Here is an 18,311-nt window from a genome sequence, read left to right on the forward strand (position 1 = left end):
CCCCCTTCTCCCCTTGCGGGAGAAGGGCTGGGGATGAGGGGGAGGTAACCATAAACCACATAATGTAGGGTCGATTAGCGTAGCGTAATCGTCCGTTTACCGCAGCGCACCGAGTCATGGCAAGACCAACAGGAAACTCTGAATATCACCTGCTTCTCGGCCACGACCCATTCATTCTCATTGAGGACTTCATAAGCATCCACAAATTGAATACACTGTAAAGGATTTTATCTATTTTCGTGTCAATTTCAGGAGGCATTTTGGAGATAATATCGAGTTCATGGGTCCACCCCGATGCAATACATCAAGGTTCTTTCTCTTTTGACTGTGGACATAGTTGCCCTATTATTAGGGTAGAGTCAATACATGCATTAAACCAAGTTGTCGGATATGTGAAGTTTTTAAATAAATCCGTCGGTGAGGTTTACTTTAGAGGGCAGTGTGATTTATATAAAAATTTACTACCAAGTATATATAGGTATGGTACAAGTAATTCATCTGTAGCAACAAGAAACCGTAAGATATCAACCTATATCAATACCTGTACTAGTGGAATGCCATGCATTTCAAATATCAATATCAATGTCAGGGAACCGTTACTACAACATTATGGAATAAAGACAAGATGGCTGGACTTAGTTGATAACTTATGGATTGCGCTTTGGTTTAGCATCCATAAATATAAAACCAGTACGCATGATAGAACATATGAATATGTATATGCTCGTGATGACGATGAATCATCCGCTTATATACTAATGGTTTTTTCTGATGCGGATGTAAAATCTCCTGTCACCGATGGATATTACGTTGGAAAAACTACCGAACTAGTTGATTTAAGAGTTGCTGCACCATCTGTTTTTCTAAGACCGCATGCACAGCACGCCATACTAATCAAACCTAAAATCAATCAAAAAATCCAAGATGTTGACTTGGCCAAAAATGTCTGTCTAGCAATCGAAATGAACGTTGGCAAAATAAAAAAATGGCTTGGCTCTGGCTTATTAATAAGCGCCGAAAATATTTATCCCCCTCCTGTTTTTGATAATGGATACAGCATACTTTTAGAGCAAGCGCCTCATAGCAAAGAAGATATGAAAAATTTCGGAAGTATAACTTCCATGTCATATTCATCCCAGCAAATATAGTTCAACAGGATATACAATAACTTTAATGCTAAAATTATAACATTGAGTTACCTGGAAGGGGTTGCTTTGTTAATATCCGTAGAAAAAACCACCCGCAAATTACGGGTGGTTTTTTCCATTATCTCAGAATGATCCAGAGAGATTTAACTCTGAACAGCAATCAAGCCAACGGCGGCGTGCGCGGCGGCACCCTGCGCTTGTTGCCGGTAGACTCAAAGGCCGAGGCGATGCGCAGCAGCTTGTTGTCGTCATAGGCGCGACCGGCGAAGGTCAGCCCCACCGGCATACCGATATCGGCCATCACGCCCATGGGGACGGTGACGGTCGGCACACCGAGATGGCGAATGGCGAGGTTGCCATTGGCAACCCAGATGCCGTTGCTCCAGGCGATATCGGCGGAGGCCGGATTCACATCCGCATCAGCCGGGGCGACGTCGGCGACGGTGGGGAACAGCACGGCGTCGAGCTTGAGCCCGTCCATCCAGTCCTCCAAGTCCAGTTTGCGGGTCTTTTCCAGCCCGCGCAGACCGTCCGGCACCGAGGCAATCTCGTCGAAGCGTTTGAGGCCGCGCTTGGCCATATTGACGTACTCGTCCATGCCCGCAGCCAGATCGCCTTCGCGGTTCGGCAGGGTGCCCGGATCGTGGGGGAAGATCTGGGGACCATCGACATCCTCAAGCTTGTTGAGCTTGGGATCGCCGTTGGCGCGCAGGAAGTCGTCGAACGCCCAGCCGGAGAGCTCCCACAGCTCGTCGTTGAGAAACTCCGGGCTCACGATGCCGCGATTGAACACGGTCGGCGCGCCGGGTCTGTCCCCTTCGCAGTTGGAAACCAGCGGGAAGCCCACTTCGATGACTTCGGCGCCAGCCGCTTCCAGCGCCTGACGGGCCTGTTCCCACAGCGCAATCACGGCCTCGCGGGTATGGATGCGCTGACCGGTCGGGCCGCCGATGCCGGGGTTTTCGCTGGTGCCAGCCAGTTCATCCTTGTTGATAAACATGCGCGGCACGCCGAGACGCTTGCCCTTGAGGGCATCGCCCTTGGCAGCCAGCTCCAGATAGGAAGCCGGACGCACCTCGGAGGCCTTGGGCAGCTGCACCCAAGGCTGCATGCGCCACAGATCGCCACGGGTGTCGGCATCGTCAGCCACTACCACATCCAGCACTTCCAAGAGATCGTTCATGGTGCGGGCATAGGGCACCACCACATCCATGGTCGGCGTCAGCGGCCAGTTGCCGCGCACCGAGATGACGCCACGGGACGGGGTGTAGGCGCACAGGCCGTTGTTGGAGGCAGGGCCACGACCGCTCGACCAGGTCTCTTCCGCCAGACCAAAGGCGGAGAAGCTGGCGGCGGTGGCGGTACCGGCGCCGTTGGAGGAGCCGGAGGCAAACGGCGCGGTCAGGTAGTCGGCGTTGTAGGGGCTCTCGGCACGGCCATAGACGCCGCGCTGCATGCCGCCATTGGCCATCGGCGGCATATTGGTTTTGCCAAGGCAGATGGCACCGGCGGCGCGCAGCCGCTCAACGGTAAAGGCATCGCGCTGGGCCACCAGATCCTTGAAGGCCGGGCTGCCGGAGGCGGCGGTCAGCCCCTTGACCAGATAGCTGTCTTTGGCGGTGTAGGGGATGCCGTCGAGCGGCCCCAGAGTTTCGCCACGAGCGCGGCGCTCATCAGACGCTTGCGCCTCTTTCAGTGCATCGGGATTGGGCACCACCAGAGCGTTGAGGCGGGTTTGTGTCTCGGGGCCGTTGTAAGCCTCGATACGGGCCAGATAGGCCTTGACCAGTTCGACCGCTGTGGTGCGGCCTGCTTCGAGCGCACCGCGCAGCTCGGCAATGGAAACCTCGGTCACTTCGATCATTTAGGATCTCCTGTAAAGGGTGACGGTTTGTCATGATGATCGCCGCATTAGCACCTGCGACCATCACGTCATCAAGAGATAAAACCCCACGGCGTGGGGTTTTGTCGAGTTAGTCGAGCCTGCAGCTTATTTCCCTGAGGGGATCTGCTGGGTAATGCAGTGAATATTGCCACCGCCCAGCAGGATCTCGCGGGCCGGTACGCCGACGACCTTATGCTCTGGGAAGATCTCTTCCAGAATGCGCTGGGCTTCGCCGTCGGTGGCGGCATCCAGCAGCGGGTAGACGATGCGATCGTTGGTGATGAGGAAGTTCACGTAGGAGCCGGCCAGACGCCCTTCTGCCTCGCGCGGCACACCGGTACCGCTCTCGACGCCGGCAGACTCTTCCTGGGTGCAGTAGAGCGGGCCCGGCTGGGGCAGCTTCCACACTTTCAGCTTGCGACCCTTGGCGTCGACCGCCGCTTCCAGCACCTTGAGGGCGGCCACGGAGCGCTCGTACTGGGGGTCGTTCTGGTCGTCAGTCCAGTGCAGGGCCACTTCACCCGGACGCACGAAGCAGCACATGTTGTCGATGTGACCGTCGGTCTCGTCCATGTAGACGCCTTCGTCCAACCAGATAAAGCTCTTCACGCCCAGATAGTCGCGCAGGTGAGCTTCGATCTGCTCTTTGGTCAGGTGCGGGTTGCGGTTTTCGTTGAGCAGGCACTCGGCGGTGGTCAGGCAGGTGCCTTCGCCGTCGACGTGGATGGAGCCCCCTTCCAGAATGAGCGGCGCGTCGTAACGATCCATGCCGTGCTGTGCCAGCATCTGGGCCGCCACTTGCTCGTCTTGATCCCAGGGGTAGTAGAGACCGCCCTTGTGGCCGCCCCAGGCGTTGAAGCCCCAATCCACCCCACGGCACTCACCGGCTGCGTTGGTGACGATGGTGGGGCCGCTGTCGCGGGCCCAGCAGTCATCGCTGTTCATTTCGACCAGGGTGACATGGGCAGGCATGATGGCGCGAGCCTGCTCCATAAACTGGGCCGGCACCCCCATAAAGACCGGAGTGGCTTGCCCGATGGCATCCGCCACCTTGGCGAAGGTGGCTTGCGCGAAGCGACCGGCCTCACGCCAGTTGTCCGGGCGAAACGGCCAGATCATCCAGACGGCCTGCTGGTGTGCCCACTCGGCGGGCATGGTGAAGCCGTCGGCGGCCGGCGTGGTGTTCATGGTCTTGATGCTCATCGCAAGGCTCCTTGCATGGATTGAGACCCCGCAGGCGTGAAAACGCGGCGCGGGGATCCTGGAAAAATAACAGTGGTCGCAGTGTAAGAAGTTGCGCTCACATCCATCAAATGAATAGGATGGATTGTCCCATAAGCCTGGCAAATAATCTTGATGAAACTGCACCAGCTCGACCTCAACCTGCTGCTCGCCTTTGACGCCCTGATGGCGCAGGGCAGCGTCACCCGCGCCGCCGAAACCCTCTTTATCAGCCAGCCCGCCATGAGCCATGCACTCAATCGCCTGCGCACCTTCTTTGGCGATCCGCTCTTGGTGCGCACCCCGCAGGGGATGCTGCCGACCCCGCGCGCCCAGCGGCTGCACCTGGGAGTGCAGCAGGCACTGCGGCTGCTGGAGCAGCAACTCAGCGACGAGGAGGTGTTCGAGCCGAGCCAGTCGAAGCGCCGCTTCGTGCTCTGCACCACGGATTACGTGGAGTGCGTGCTGATCCCGCCGCTTATCCAGCGCCTCAAACGGCTGGCGCCCGGGGTCACCATCGAGATCCGCATCCTGCGCGACACCCTGCCCGAAGCCGAGCTGGCGAGCGGCGAGATAGACCTGGTGCTGGGCTTTGACGAATACATGCAGGTGCCGGGGTATCTGGGCAAGGAGACCTGGCTCACCGAGCCGCTGGCCGGGCTGGTGCGCGCCGATCTGCCGATGGCCACCCCGACGCTCGCCGAGAGTGGGGATGACCCGGCGCTGCCGGCCGAGCGCATCAGCTTGGCGCAGCTGATCGAGATGCCCCATGTGTTCCACTCGCCGCTTGGCACCTCGGAGGCGAGCCTGGATCGCTATCTGAAGACGCTGGGGTTCAGCCGCACCATTTCGGTCAACAGCCAGAGTTATATGTCCGCCGCCGCCATCGTCAGCCAAAGCGATCACCTGCTGGTGCTGCCCAGCATGGTGGCCGAGCTGCTCGCCAGCCACTGGCCGCTGAAAAGCCTGCCGCTGCCCGAAGATGTGCCGGATTATCACCTCAACTGCGTCTGGCACCCGGTGCATGCGCAGCAACCGGCGTTGATCTGGTTGAAGGCGCTAATGAAGGAGTTGGTGAATTCGGAGTAACCCGGCTGGGAGTGCCCTCCCCCTCATCCCCAACCCTTCTCCCGCAAGGGGAGAAGGGGGCCAGACCTGGCTACGTGCAACAACCCGCTCTGGTGTGGCTCAAGCATCTGATGAAGGAGTTGGTGAATCCGGTGTAAGCCTGCTGGGTGTGACCTCCCCTCATCCCCAACCCTTCTCCCGCAAGGGGAGAAGGGAGCTGGTTCCGTGCCACTCGCGACATGGCTGACAGCCTGCCTACTTGCCTGTCTGCCTGCCGGGGTGAAGCATATCCATCCCACCAGCACATCGACCTATCGACTCATCAGTTCATCAGTTCATCAGTTCATCAGTTCATCAGTTCATCAGTTCATCAGTTCATCAGTTCATCAGTTCATCAGTTCATCAGTTCATTGTCACAAAACCCCACTCAAGCCCGAGATGACCGACAAGATGCCCACCGTCACTCGATCTGTCCCCTCTCCCTCTGGGAGAGGGTCAGGGTGAGGGGACGCCACCCACTCAGTCACCAGACAGGAGAATGGCTATATCTATTAGGGTCAAATAGCTCTGGATAGGCACCATGAGAACCCATCCGTTTGCCAAGCGCATGAGGCGAGAAGCCACCCTTGCCGAACAGAAGCTGTGGCTGCAATTGCGCGACCGCCGTCTGGCCGGGGTGAAATTCCGTCGCCAGATGCCCATCGGGCCCTACATTGTCGATTTCATCTCTCTTGAGCAGAGGCTGATCATCGAGGTAGACGGGTCACAGCACAACGAACCGGCAGGGTGGCAATATGATGGTGCAAGAACGGCCTACCTCAATCAGCAGGGCTTCCGGGTGATCAGGGTGTGGAATAACGATGTGTTGAGTCGGATGGAGGCCGTACTGGAACTTCTTTTGCTCTCATTGCGCTGAGCAGAGCCCTCCCCCTCATCCCCAACCCTTCTCCCGCGAGGGGAGAAGGGAGCAAACAACCCGGCTGCGTGTGACATCCCCAGAAACAACCATGGCTCCCGCGAGGGGAGAAGGGAGCAAACAACCCGGCTGCGTGTGGCATACCCAGAAACAACCATGGCTCCCGCGGGAGCCATGGTTGTTTCTGGGCGAGGCATCACGCCCGCAGGGCCGTCATCAGCTGGGTGACCACGCCGCCCAGCAGGGCGGGATCGGGGCGGCACTGGGCGAAGGTGACCAGGCCCTGGATGTTGATGAGCAGGAAGGCGGTCAGGGTCGGAATGTCGCGCCCGGCCGCCAGCTCGCCGCGCTCGAGAGCAAGGCTCAGCACCGCCGCCAGATCGGCATCCAGCTCGCCATAGATGGCCTTGAGCTTCAGGTGCAGCTCCTCGTCCTGCTCCGCCAGCTCCATCAGGGTGCGGGTCACCAGACAGGTGCCACAGAGGGCGTCGTTCACCACTTGCTCGAGGTAGGCCTGCACCCCCGCCAGCGGGCTCGCGGCGGCGAAGAAACTGCGNNCCGCCGCCAGCAGCAGGCCGCGCTTGTTGCCAAACGCCGCGTAGAGGCTGCCCGGATGCAACCCGGTCGCCGCCACCAGCTCCTGCATGGTGGTCTTGGCGTAACCCTTGGCCCGAAATGCCTCCATGGCATTTCGCAAGACGTCGTCCCGGTTGAACTCGGCGCTGCGCATGGTTTCTCCGTTGAAAAAGCGGATTCACCGACCAGGGGCCGGCGAGGGGAAATAAGAGGGCGGCAAGTTTACCCCAGCGGACCGGCAACACCAACCCATGTTGAATGCTCGTTCAAAAAAGACTTGCACACAAAACAAAAAACGTCTTGAATGCACGTTCAAGAATCACTCCCTCAGGACAGACGATCATGAATACCCTGTTTCAGCCCTATCGCCTCAACGACACCCTCACCCTCGCCAACCGTTTCATGATGGCTCCCCTCACCCGCTGCATGGCAGGCCCGGGCCTGGTGCCCACCGAGCAGATGGCCGCCTATTACGCGCGCCGCGCCGACATCGGCCTCATCATCTCCGAAGCCACCATCATCCGGCCGGACGGTCAGGGCTACCCCAATACCCCGGGGATCTACAGCGCCGAGCAGATCGCCGGCTGGAAAAAAGTGACCGGCGCCGTGCATGCCAACGGCGGCAAGATCTTCGCCCAGCTGTGGCACGTGGGTCGTCTCTCCCACCCCTTCTTCCACCACGCCGAAGTGCTGGCCCCCTCCGCCGTCGCCCATGAGGGCACGGTGCCGCGCATGCGCGAGCTGGTCTATCAGGTGCCACGTGCCCTGACCGAGAGCGAAATCGCCCAGCTGGTCGAGGATTACGCCCAGGCCGCCGCCAACGCCATCGAAGCGGGCTTTGACGGGGTGGAGATCCACGGTGCCAACGGCTACCTCATCGATCAGTTCCTGCACCACGCCAGCAACCTGCGCACCGACAACTACGGCGGCAGCCCGGAGAACATGAGCCGCTTCGCGCTGGAAGTGGTGGATGCCATCAATGCCCGCATCGGCGGGGATCGGGTGGGCCTGCGCCTCTCCCCCGGCGCCTATGTGCACCTGGAAGGGGATGCCCGGGATCGCGCCGTGTTCGACCACCTGCTGACCGAGCTGAACCAGCGCAACCTGGCCTATGTGCACCTCGGCATCTTCGATGACAGCCTCACCTTCGACTACCTGGACGGCCGCGCCTCCGACTACCTGCGCGCCCGCTACGACGGCCATCTGGTGGGGGTGGGCAACTACAGCGCCGAGACCGCAGCCGAAGCCATCAAGGCCGACCGCTTCGACCTGGTCGCCATCGGTCGCCCGCTCATCGCCAACCCGGACTACCTCGCCAAAGTGAAGCAGGGCGACGCCCTGGTTCCCTATGCCGACACCATGCTGGCCGAGCTGGTCTAACGCTCGCCGGCACCTTGCCTGACCAAGGATGGGATCCGCGCCCTCGCGCGGGTTTCCAATGTTTGGGCCCCTCTCGGGCCCTTTTTTGTGTCCGCTCGTCATGCCCGCCGGTTTCGTGATCCTTGGCTGACCCAATAAAAAGTTGCTAGTAACAACTAGTTGGCTATATTGGTTGTTGATGACAACCAAATAGGAAGCCCTGATATGGATCCCCGCCCCCTGCGCGCCCTGTCGCGCGATCTGGTACGCGAACTCGGCATGCTCTCCCAGCAGTGCGGCGAACTGGCGCTCAGCCCGCTCGAAGCCCATCTGCTGATCGAGCTGGAGAGCGGCCCCGCCACCAACCAGCAACTGGCGGAGCGCCTGCGCATCGACAAGTCAAACGCCAGCCGCCCGCTGGCCCGCCTGGCCGAGCGCGAGCTCATCAGCTGGCATCCCCATCCGTCCGATGGTCGCAGCAAGGAGGCGCGCCTCACCATCGCCGGCCAGGCTCAGCTGCTGGATCTGCATCAGGAGATGGACAGCGCCATGGAGGAGACCCTGGCCCAGCTCACCCTCGCCGAGCGCGAGCAGCTGTGGGAAGGCCTGCGCCTCTATCGCAGCGCCCTCTCCCGTGCCCGTCGCCAGCAGGGCTATCGCATTCGCCCCATCACCCAGGCCGATAACCCTGCCATCGCTGCCGTGGTGCGCGCCGTCTCCGCCGAATACGGCCTCACCGCCGACAAGGGCTACGGCGTAGCGGATCCCAATCTCGACTTTCTCCATGAAACCTACCTGAGTGAGCGCAGCCGCTACTGGGTGATCGAGGGACCCGATGGCTCCATTCTGGGCGGCGGCGGCATAGCGCCGCTGGCGGGGGAAGAGGGGCAAGTCTGCGAGCTGCAGAAGATGTACTTCATGCCCTCCCTGCGCGGGCTGGGACTGGGGCGACGGCTGGTGCTGCAGGCGCTGGACGAGGCGCGCGCGCTCGGCTATCAGCGCTGCTACCTGGAGACCACCGCCGTGCTGCGCGAGGCCACCGCACTCTACGAGTCCCTGGGCTTCGAGCACCTGCCGGGGCCGCTCGGCAGCACGGGCCACGATGCCTGCGAGATCTGCATGGTGCTGGCGCTCATGCCAACAGAGTAAATGTGAGTTCCTGTCCCCCCTCATCCCAACCCTTCTCTCTCAAGGGGAGAAGGGTGTCAGCAATAACTAATGGTGGATGGGCCCTCTATCTCACTTAAACCCGTTGGGTGTAGTGATCAAAAGCGATGACCTTTTGATATCCCTCTGATTCGTACAGCGATTTTGCTGGGTGATTGGAGATGGATGTTGCCAGTTTTACGGTTAATGCGTCTGTCTCTTTGGCAAAGCTGGCTACTCGTTTTAACAGAGCTCTTGCCACCCCCTGCTGGCGAGCTGACTCGGCGACAAAGAGATCGTTGAGATACCACATCCGCTTCATGGCAACGGATGAAAAGGCAGGGTAGAGCTGGACAAATCCCATGGCTTCCCCCATCTCATTGCGAGCAAGAAAGATCACTGAATCTGCGTTGGCGAGGCGCTCAGCAATAAACCCGGCTGCGGCACCATGATCCGGTTCCTGCCCATAAAATTGACGTTAGGCATCAAATAGATAGCTAGTTTCTTCAAGATCGGCCGGGGTAGTCTGGAAAATGTACATGCAATGTCCTTATTGCTGTTCATGCTGGAATCTTCGTGGCGAAGAGGAACCGTATATTGGCACCATATGGGAAACAACTGACTATTGGGGTCAGGAAGGAAAGTAGAACCATGCCGTTTTGATAAGGCCGGCCTCCACTTCGAACACCGCCATGCTTTCGATGGGGTCGGGGGAGAGGCCATAAATCAACTCGTGATCGAACACCTTGTTGCCGATGACGGTCCGCGACAGCAGCTCGGCACGCAGGGCCGGGTTGTTGAAACGATGCTCGGCATAGAAGGCGCTGAGCGCCTCCTTGCCCACTGTGCTCGGGCTCTCCGTCGGCATCCGGTATCCCTTGAACGCATCGGAGAAGCAGGCCAGGAAGGCTTCGAGATCGTGGGCGTTGTAAGCGTTAAATTGTGCCTCGACGGGCAGTTCGACCGACATGCATCACTCCCTGAATCATGTGTGAGCCCCCTTTATAGGGGGCATTGCTCCCCTTGTCGACCGGTGACGGCGGCGCTCCCCCCATCCGCGCCCTGTTCGCCATCCAAAAAGAGACCCCGCCGAAGCGGGGTCTCTTTTTATCCTGTCTGCCTGTCGGCAAGCCCTTGTCAGTGCTCGCGGGTCTGGCGGAACTGGACGTCAGGGTGACGCTCCTGGGCCAGGCGCAGGTTGACCATGGTCGGCGCGATGTAGGTGAGGTTGTCACCGCCATCGAGGGCTAGGTTGACCTCGTTCTTGCGCTTGAACTCCTCGAACTTCTTGACGTCGGTCCCTTCCACCCAGCGGGCAGTGGCGACGTTGACCGCCTCGTAGATGGCCTCGACGTTGTACTCGCTCTTCAGGCGCGAGACCACTACGTCGAACTGCAGCACACCGACCGCACCGACGATGAGATCGTTGCTGATGAGCGGACGGAACACCTGCACCGCCCCCTCTTCGGAGAGCTGCACCAGCCCCTTGAGCAGCTGCTTCTGCTTGAGCGGGTCGCGCAGGCGGATGCGGCGGAACAGTTCCGGCGCGAAGTTCGGGATGCCGGTGAACTTCAGATCCTCACCCTGGGTGAAGGTGTCGCCGATCTGGATGGTGCCGTGGTTGTGCAGACCGATGATGTCGCCGGCGAAGGCGTCTTCCGCCTGCTCCCGGTCACCGGCCATGAAGGTCACGGCATCGGAGATGTTCACGTCCTTGCCGATGCGCACGTGGCGCATCTTCATGCCCTTGGAATAGGTGCCGGAGACGATGCGCATAAAGGCGATACGGTCGCGGTGCTTCGGATCCATGTTTGCCTGGATCTTGAACACGAAGCCGGAGAACTTCTCCTCGGTCGCCACCACTTCGCGGCTCTCGGCCTTGCGCGGCATGGGGGCCGGCGCCCAGTCGGTCAGACCGTCCAGCATGTGGTCGACACCGAAGTTGCCGAGTGCGGTACCGAAGAAGACCGGGGTCATCTCACCGGCGATGAAGGCGTCGTGATCGAACTCGGGGGAGGCGCCCTGCACCAACTCCAGTTCACCACGCAGCTGGGCCGCCAGATCGTCGCCGATGGCCGCGTCCAGCTCGGGGTTGTTCAGCCCCTTGACCACCCGCTTCTCCTGGATGGTGTGGCCCTGACCGCTCTGATACAGATAGGTCTCGTCCTTGTAGAGGTGATAGACACCCTTGAAGGATTTGCCGCAACCGATGGGCCAGGTGATGGGGGCGCACATGATGTTGAGCTCGCGCTCCACCTCGTCCATGACCTCCATGGGATCGCGCACTTCGCGGTCCAGCTTGTTCATGAAGGTGAGGATGGGGGTGTCGCGCAGCCGGGTCACTTCCATCAGCTTGCGGGTCCGGTCTTCAACACCCTTGGCGGCGTCGATGACCATCAGGCAACAGTCGACCGCCGTCAGGGTACGGTAGGTATCTTCGGAGAAGTCCTCGTGACCCGGGGTATCGAGCAGGTTGACCAGGCAGTCGGCGTAGGGGAACTGCATCACCGAGGTGGTGATGGAGATACCACGCTGCTTCTCCATCTCCATCCAGTCGGATTTGGCGTGCTGGCCCGAGCCACGGCCCTTGACGGTACCGGCGCGCTGAATGGCCTGTCCGAACAACAGAACCTTTTCGGTGATGGTGGTTTTACCCGCATCCGGGTGCGAGATGATCGCAAAAGTGCGTCTCTTGGAGACTTCACTCAGAAATTCAGCTGACATAATTCAACGTTCTTCTATTGGGCGGCGGCCTTGGCCACCGTGGGAATAATTCCGGGATGCCGCATTGACTCACGGTCCGGCATGGATACGCAACGGGCCACTCGGGCGGGCATCAGATCCGCCGGTGGAGAGAGGAAGAGGGTTGCGTTACATGGGTCTTCTCACCTGAGCCAAAGCAAAATTGCGCGACATTATACCCGCGCGAGTGAAAAATACCCAGCCCGGCTTTGCAGGGTGGGGCACCCTATTCGGCCCGCATCACCTGGTTGCGGCCGGCCTGCTTGGCCCGGTACATGGCCTCGTCGGCCCGCTGCACCAACCCCCCCAGGCTCTCGTCGAGAGGACCCTGCTGGGCACAGCCGATGCTGACGTTGACAAAACGCCCCTCCGGCATCCCCTCGATACGCAGCTGGGAGACGCGATGACGGATCCGCTCCGCTACCTCCATCGCCTCGTCCAGACAGGTGTCGGGCAGCAGCACCAGAAACTCTTCGCCGCCGTTGCGCCCCACTCTGTCCAGCGAACGCAGCTGGGCGGCGATGCACTTGGCCACGGCGGCCAGCACCAGATCCCCCACGTGGTGGCCCAGCTGGTCATTGACCAGCTTGAAGTGATCGATGTCCAGCAGCAGCACCGAGAAGGGCTTGCCCTGCTCGCGCGCCTGTCTGAACCAGTGCTGGCCCTTGTTCTGGATCTGGCGGCGGTTGTGCAGCCCGGTCAGATCGTCGGTCATGGCAAGCCGGCGCATCTGGCGGGAGCGATTGAACTGGTGCAGCGCCAGCATACCCATCACCAGCAACAACAGGGCCACCACCACGTACTGCCAGTGGCGCCGCTCCTGCAGCTGCTTGAGCTTGGCCTCCTGCAGCAGCTGCTTGGTCTTGAGGGCCTGGTTCTCCAGCTCCTTGCGGGCCAGGTCGAACTCGAAGCGCATCTGCAGCGAGCGCTGCTCCCTGAGCACCCGTTCCAGCGAGTGCTTGGTCTCGACAAACAGCTTGAGGTTGCTGAGGGCGGCGCTGATCTGCCCCTGCTGCTCCAGGATCCGCGCCCGCACCTCGTAGACCCGCGCCAGGAAGCGCTGGTTCTTCTCCTTGACGAAGATGGGTTCGGCGTGGGCCAGATAGTAGAGCGCCTTGGTCGGGTTGCCCTGCGCCGCCTCCGCCATCCCCATCACCAGTTGCCAGTGACCCAGGGTCACGCTGTCGGAGCTCTCGCGCCCCTGCAAAATGGCGTCAGCCTGGCGCAACTTGCTCACCGCCTCGGTCACCTTGCCCTGATTGAGCAGTATGGTGGCGATCTCGATCCGGACCCAGGCCAGCAGCCCCTCTTTCTGCTGAGAACGATAGAACTGCTCGGCCATCTTCATCAGCGGCAGCGCCCGGTCAGACTCCCCCATCTCGGAGTAGAGCAGCCCCTGCTGGGAGCGGATCCTCACCAGCGGCTCCTGGGCGCGCAGGGCGCTGTAGTCATGGGCCAGCTCTTCGAAATACCCCTCGGCCCGCTCATAGAGCCCCATCCGCCGATAGGCGTTGGCGATCTGGGCCAGCACCTCCCGCGCCTTGCCATCCAACCCCAGCGACTCGAAGCGCTTGTGCGCCTCGATGAGCTCCATCAGCCCCTCCGCCAGCTCCCCCTGATAGGCGTACATGTCGCCGCGCAAGCTGAGGATGTCCGCCTCCTGCACCCGATCGCCGAGCCGGCGGGCCAGCACCAGCGCCTGCTGGTAGTCCTCCTTGGCCTGCTCCATGTTGCCGAGCATCTGCTGATGAAAGGCGCGGCAGGCCAGCAGACCTGTCTCGGTGATCCTGTCCTTGCGGGCCCGGGCACCGGCCAGTTCCTGGTCGGCAAAGTTCACCACGGCACGGTACTCGTCGTCCCACTCGGAAGGCATGGCCCAGCACTGCAGCCGCACGATGCGCCCCTGCACGTCGGGGGGATAGGCCTCCTTGCTCGCCACCAGGGCGGCGATGCGCAGCCGGAACATGCGATCGGGCTGGAACCCCTCCTCCAGCAGCTGCAACTCGCGGGAGAGCTGGGGCTCGGTCAGCGGCGCCCGGGCCGCCCAGGCGAGGGGCGTACACAATCCCGTCAACAGGATCAGGGTCATGATGCGTTTCATGCCGGTTCGGTTTCCCCTCAGGTGGTGCTAGTACACGAATATGCTCACTCCCCCCATCATATCTCGCCTTGCAGCAACACACAGCAACCATGGAAAAAGAGAGGAGATAGGCCAGATCCGGCAGGCTCTCACGCAGACCGAACGCGCCCCTTTACAGATGGAAAATCAGCATCGACTATAGGCGCCATCCAACACAGGGAAGCGCAGGTTGATGACATATCAGGAGCTGCAGGCGGCCTACGACAAGCTGCTGCAGGAGAACGAACGGCTCAGGCGGGTCGCCGACGATGCGCGGGAGAAGCTGGAAGCCGCCATGGACGGCACCGGCCTGTGCATCTGGCAGAATCATGTGCCCACCGGCAAGCTCATCATCTTCAACCGGCGCTGGGGTTCCATGCTCGGCTATCAGCCCAAGGAGCTGTCGGCCCACTTCGACGTCTGGCGCGAGCATCTGCATCCGGAAGACAGGGAGCGGGTGCTGCAGGCCTTCTTCGATCACCTGAGCGGCAAGAGCCCGTTTTATCAGGTGATGCACCGGATGATCGCCAAGGACGGCAAGACCACCTGGGTGCTGGACCGGGGCCGGGTGGTGGAGCGGGACGCACAGGGCAACCCCGTTCGGGTGATGGGCACCCACATCGACATCACCCACGAGAAGGAGTACGAGCAGCAGCTGGCCCGGCTCGCCCACCGGGATCCCCTCACCGGCCTTGCCAACCGCACCGCCCTGCAACGCAAGTTCAACCAGGGTTTCAAAGCCATCTGCTTCATCGATCTGGACGACTTCAAGCAGGTCAACGACAACCTGGGCCACCGCGCCGGTGACGAGCTGCTGATCGCCCTCACCCGTCGGCTGCGCGACTGTTGCGAGGAGGGGGTGAAGATAGGCCGGCTCGGCGGCGACGAATTCGTGCTGCTGCTACCCTGGGCCAGCGACGATCCCCGCACCAGCCAGCTGGCCAGCCAGTGCATCGACGCCATCGCCACCCCGTTCGAGCTGCCCAACGGCGACGCCTCGGTGGGCTTGAGCATGGGGATTGCGGCAATCCGGCCGCAGGATGATTTCAGCACGGCGCTGGCCCGGGCCGATCATGCCATGTACCGAGTCAAGCGCGGCGGCAAGCGGGGCTTTCATGTCGCCCGGCCGAGTGGCCAGCCACTGCTGGATCAGGAGCAGGTCAACGAGCGCGGGCTCGGCCACCAGCCCCGCCCCTGAACAGGGTCAGATGGGCAGCGGCCCCATCACCTTGACCGCCCGAATGGCGAAGTGGCTGCTGATGTCGTTGACCATGTCCTGGGACTGCAACCGCCGGATCCATTGCTCATAGGCGGGCAGGTCGGGTACCACCACCTCCAGCAGGTAGTCGTAGTTGCCGGAGACGGTGTGACAGCTGATCACCTCCGCCATGGCCGCCACCGCCTGCTCGAAGGCCTCCACCAGCGGCTCCCTGTGCTGACTGAGCCGCACGTTGACGAAGATGGTGATGCCAAGCCCGAGCATCTCCCGTGCCAGCACGGCACGATACCCCCGTATATGGCCCTCCCCCTCCAGCCGCTTCAGGCGCCGGGCACAGGGGGAGGCGGACAAGCCGACCTGCTCCGCCAGCTCCACGGTCGTGAGGCGCCCATCCTGTTGCAGCAAGCGCAGCAGATGTAAATCAATCCTGTCGAGCATCTTGGTGATATCCGGTAAAAATCCCTTTTGGATTGGCTGAAACTAGCAATTACCCCCGAATATCTCAAACAGTTTGCCCTGCAACACCCTCCCCCCTGGCGGGATAATGAGCCGGGACACGCCATGGAGGGAGCCCGATGTCATTCACACCATCACCCCGTTGCAGCGGCTGGGCCGCCGCCCTCGCCACCGTGCTGCTCTGGTCCGGTTTCTTTCTCTCCCTGCGCCTGGGCGCCGAGGAGAAACTCCCGCCACAGGCACTGGCGCTGCTGCGCTTCGGTATCCCGGCCCTGCTGCTGCTCCCCTATTACTGGCGTCACCGCATCCGTCTGCGCCGCACGCCCCTGCGCTGGCAGCTGGCCATGCTGGCGGGAGCCGGCCTGCCCTTCTTCTGGCTCGGCGCCACCGGCATGCAGCTGGCCCCGGTGGCCCAGGGCAGCGCCCTGATCCCGGGCACTGTGCCCCTCATGGTCAGCCTGCTCGGCTTGCTGTTGTGGCGCGCCCCCTGCCCCCTGCAGCGGTGCTGGGGGCTTGCCCTCATCGCCCTGGCCACCGCCATCCTGTTGCTGGGCGGAGAACCGGGATTATGGCAGGGACAGCTCTGCTTTCTGGGGGCGGCCCTGCTGTGGGCCCTGTTTACCCTGGCGGTCAGACGCAGCGGACTGGCGGCGCTGGATGCGGCCGCGCTGGTGGCGGTGCCGTCGGCCCTGTTGCTGCTGCCGACGCTCCTGTGGAGCCCCTTGCCCACCGTGAGCCATGCCAGCGTCTGGCTCTGGCAGGGTCTGCTGCAAGGGATAGGCGCCGGCTTGCTGGCGGCGCTCTGTTACGCCCACGCCATCCGTACCCTGGGCGCCGAGGTCAGCTCGGCGCTGGGCTCGCTCACGCCCGTGATGGCGGCCATGCTGGCCTGGTGGCTGCTGGGGGAGAGCGTCACGCCGCCGGTGTGGCTGGCGCTTGGCCTCTTGTGTGTCGGGGTGGTGCTGGCCAGTCTGCCGGCACGGCGGGTTTCAGCTGCGCTGCCAGCGGCGCAACAGGCGACCGCGCAGGCCGCAGTCGAGTAGCCAGCTGTTGTCGAACACCCGCAGCAGCGCCGGTTTGGCGTGGCGGGACATGGCCACCGCGTGGAAGCGGGTCTGCTGCTTGCGCTGGCGGTTCATCCGATCCAGCAGGCTGTGAGGCAGGCTCTGGGCGATAAAGTCGGAGACCACCAGTACGTCCGCTCTGGCAAAGGCGGGGTCATCCAGCTTGATCAGGGCCTTCTCGAGGCAGGGCACCAGATCGGTGCCGCCGTGAAAACTCATGGAGAGGAAGCGCTCCGCCTTGTCGAGCCCGGTGTCGGCGGTGATCTCCAGGGTCGCCACCTCGGTGGAGAAGAGCATCAGGTAGCAGCCCCGCTTCTCGTCCATCGCCACCTTGAGCAGCGCCAGAAACAGCGCCTTGGCGCACTCCTCCGGGTAGCCCCCCATGGAGCCAGAGGTGTCGATGCAGACGATGAAGGGCCCCCGCTGCTGCAACTGCCGTCCGCCAAGCTCAGGGGTGCGCAGCATGATGCGCTGACGCGGCAGGGTGCCGCGCGACTGGTAGCTGAGCAGGCGCCGCTCCAGATAGCGGCGATAGAACTCCAGCTCCAGCTCCGGCAGCGCCAGCATCACCGCCTCGCTCGGCAAGAGGCGCATCAGGTCGCTGGCGGGGTGGATGCCCACCAGATCGTCCGGCACGTCGTCGGTCTGCACCTCTTCCAGCTCGTGCACCTGCACCGGTGGCACCGGCGAGTCGTTGGCCCGGTTGTCCTGCTCGCTGCGCCCCAGCAGGTTGGCGATCTCAGCCAGCAGCGGCTCGCGCTGCAACATGCGGGCGTACTGCTTGACCAGCACCAGGCTGCGCTTGTGCCAGCTGCCCTGCGCCAGATCCCAGAGCCCGCCGGCGGAGATCTGGTTGGGGTCCAGCGCATCAGCCAGGGTACGGCTCGCCAGCAGCTGATCTTCGATCTCCTGGCGCTGCTTCTCCCGCTCCGCCTCGGCGATCTGCTGCTGCAGCTGCAGCAGGCTGCCCACCAGGCTGGTGCGCCACTTCTCGATCAGCAGCTGGCGCTGGCTGTCGGTGGGGTGAGCCATCAGCTGGCGCACCAGGCTGCGCGCCTCGCCGGCGAAGGGGCTGTACTGCTCAAGTCCGTCCAGCAGCGCCGGCAGACGCCCCATCAGCTCGGCCAGCGGCAACCCCTTGTGGGCCTGATAGAGGCGATACTCCTGCTCCAGCGCCACCGGCACCGGCTTGTGGCGCATCTCCTCCCCCAGCTGATCGCTCCAGCGGCGGATGCGCTTTTGCAACAACTTGCCCTGCAGCGGGGAACGTTTGATGAACTCGGAGATCTTGGGGGTGGAGGCCAGCAAGAGCGCCATTTCGCCCGCCAGCTCCCCCTCGCCCATAAGCAGCCCCAGATCCATCATGCCGATCTCAAGCATGGCAACCTCCGC

At 61.9% G+C, this 18,311-nt stretch carries 15 protein-coding genes and 1 pseudogene; 7 read left to right on the forward strand and 9 right to left on the reverse strand.

Annotated elements, in window-relative coordinates; genetic code table 11:
- The first annotated feature begins 260 nt into the window (after nt 1-260).
- The gene (locus BN1143_RS22080; protein WP_197069877.1) at nt 261-1,148 is read left to right on the forward strand and encodes an FRG domain-containing protein; all 888 of its coding nucleotides are present in this window, start codon (nt 261-263) and stop codon (nt 1,146-1,148) included.
- Between the two features lie 160 nt (nt 1,149-1,308).
- Here BN1143_RS22080 and BN1143_RS16170 read toward each other — a convergent pair whose 3' ends face one another.
- Both BN1143_RS16170 and aguA read right to left on the reverse strand, forming a co-directional pair.
- Nucleotides 1,309-3,012, reverse strand: coding sequence for an amidase (locus tag BN1143_RS16170; protein ID WP_042051391.1), 1,704 nt, complete (start codon nt 3,010-3,012; stop codon nt 1,309-1,311).
- A gap of 126 nt (nt 3,013-3,138) precedes the next feature.
- A complete protein-coding gene (gene aguA, locus BN1143_RS16175) occupies nt 3,139-4,236 on the reverse strand; it encodes an agmatine deiminase (RefSeq protein WP_042051393.1) in 1,098 nt (365 codons plus the stop codon).
- Nucleotides 4,237-4,389: 153 nt separating this feature from the next.
- Between aguA and BN1143_RS16180 the strand changes: the two genes are divergently transcribed.
- Both BN1143_RS16180 and BN1143_RS16185 read left to right on the forward strand, forming a co-directional pair.
- A complete protein-coding gene (locus BN1143_RS16180; protein WP_010635087.1) occupies nt 4,390-5,343 on the forward strand; it encodes a LysR family transcriptional regulator in 954 nt (317 codons plus the stop codon).
- Nucleotides 5,344-5,902: 559 nt separating this feature from the next.
- The gene (locus tag BN1143_RS16185) at nt 5,903-6,238 is read left to right on the forward strand and encodes an endonuclease domain-containing protein (RefSeq protein WP_042051394.1); all 336 of its coding nucleotides are present in this window, start codon (nt 5,903-5,905) and stop codon (nt 6,236-6,238) included.
- A 196-nt stretch (nt 6,239-6,434) separates the two neighbouring features.
- Here the strand turns inward: BN1143_RS16185 and BN1143_RS16190 are convergent, their stop codons facing one another.
- Nucleotides 6,435-6,968: a TetR/AcrR family transcriptional regulator gene (locus BN1143_RS16190; protein ID WP_042051395.1), complete on the reverse strand. Its 534-nt coding sequence runs from the start codon at nt 6,966-6,968 to the stop codon at nt 6,435-6,437.
- 188 nt (nt 6,969-7,156) lie between these two features.
- Between BN1143_RS16190 and BN1143_RS16195 the strand changes: the two genes are divergently transcribed.
- Nucleotides 7,157-8,194 carry an alkene reductase gene (locus tag BN1143_RS16195; protein ID WP_042051396.1) on the forward strand — a complete coding sequence of 346 codons (1,038 nt, stop codon included), beginning with the start codon at nt 7,157-7,159 and terminating at the stop codon, nt 8,192-8,194.
- A 204-nt stretch (nt 8,195-8,398) separates the two neighbouring features.
- Nucleotides 8,399-9,322, forward strand: a complete 924-nt coding sequence (locus BN1143_RS22090; protein ID WP_042051397.1) for a bifunctional helix-turn-helix transcriptional regulator/GNAT family N-acetyltransferase — start codon at nt 8,399-8,401, stop codon at nt 9,320-9,322.
- 94 nt (nt 9,323-9,416) lie between these two features.
- On the opposite strand, the pseudogene BN1143_RS22800 reads toward BN1143_RS22090, so the two are convergent.
- From BN1143_RS22800 to BN1143_RS16220, 4 genes and pseudogenes are all read right to left on the reverse strand, one after another.
- Nucleotides 9,417-9,770, reverse strand: a pseudogene (locus BN1143_RS22800) (GNAT family N-acetyltransferase); the annotation flags it as partial.
- A gap of 180 nt (nt 9,771-9,950) precedes the next feature.
- Complete coding sequence (locus BN1143_RS16210) at nt 9,951-10,289, reverse strand: nuclear transport factor 2 family protein (protein WP_042051398.1); 339 nt, start codon at nt 10,287-10,289, stop codon at nt 9,951-9,953.
- Between the two features lie 167 nt (nt 10,290-10,456).
- Nucleotides 10,457-12,046 carry a peptide chain release factor 3 gene (gene prfC, locus BN1143_RS16215; protein ID WP_117405039.1) on the reverse strand — a complete coding sequence of 530 codons (1,590 nt, stop codon included), beginning with the start codon at nt 12,044-12,046 and terminating at the stop codon, nt 10,457-10,459.
- 241 nt (nt 12,047-12,287) lie between these two features.
- Nucleotides 12,288-14,150: a diguanylate cyclase gene (locus tag BN1143_RS16220; RefSeq protein WP_042051400.1), complete on the reverse strand. Its 1,863-nt coding sequence runs from the start codon at nt 14,148-14,150 to the stop codon at nt 12,288-12,290.
- 223 nt (nt 14,151-14,373) lie between these two features.
- Here BN1143_RS16220 and BN1143_RS16225 point away from each other — a divergent pair, with 223 nt between their 5' ends.
- Nucleotides 14,374-15,378, forward strand: a complete 1,005-nt coding sequence (locus BN1143_RS16225) for a sensor domain-containing diguanylate cyclase (RefSeq protein WP_042051401.1) — start codon at nt 14,374-14,376, stop codon at nt 15,376-15,378.
- A gap of 6 nt (nt 15,379-15,384) precedes the next feature.
- Here BN1143_RS16225 and BN1143_RS16230 read toward each other — a convergent pair whose 3' ends face one another.
- Complete coding sequence (locus BN1143_RS16230) at nt 15,385-15,837, reverse strand: Lrp/AsnC family transcriptional regulator (protein WP_010635095.1); 453 nt, start codon at nt 15,835-15,837, stop codon at nt 15,385-15,387.
- 137 nt (nt 15,838-15,974) lie between these two features.
- Here BN1143_RS16230 and BN1143_RS16235 point away from each other — a divergent pair, with 137 nt between their 5' ends.
- Nucleotides 15,975-16,898 (forward strand): DMT family transporter, encoded by a 924-nt coding sequence (locus BN1143_RS16235; RefSeq protein WP_042051402.1) that lies wholly within the window; start codon nt 15,975-15,977, stop codon nt 16,896-16,898.
- Here the strand turns inward: BN1143_RS16235 and viaA are convergent.
- Nucleotides 16,845-18,299, reverse strand: coding sequence for an ATPase RavA stimulator ViaA (viaA, locus tag BN1143_RS16240; RefSeq protein ID WP_025202217.1), 1,455 nt, complete (start codon nt 18,297-18,299; stop codon nt 16,845-16,847). The genes BN1143_RS16235 and viaA overlap by 54 nt on opposite strands.
- Nucleotides 18,300-18,311: the final 12 nt, after the last annotated feature.

It is taken from the genome of Aeromonas dhakensis (assembly GCF_000820305.1).
GTDB lineage: Bacteria > Pseudomonadota > Gammaproteobacteria > Enterobacterales > Aeromonadaceae > Aeromonas > Aeromonas dhakensis.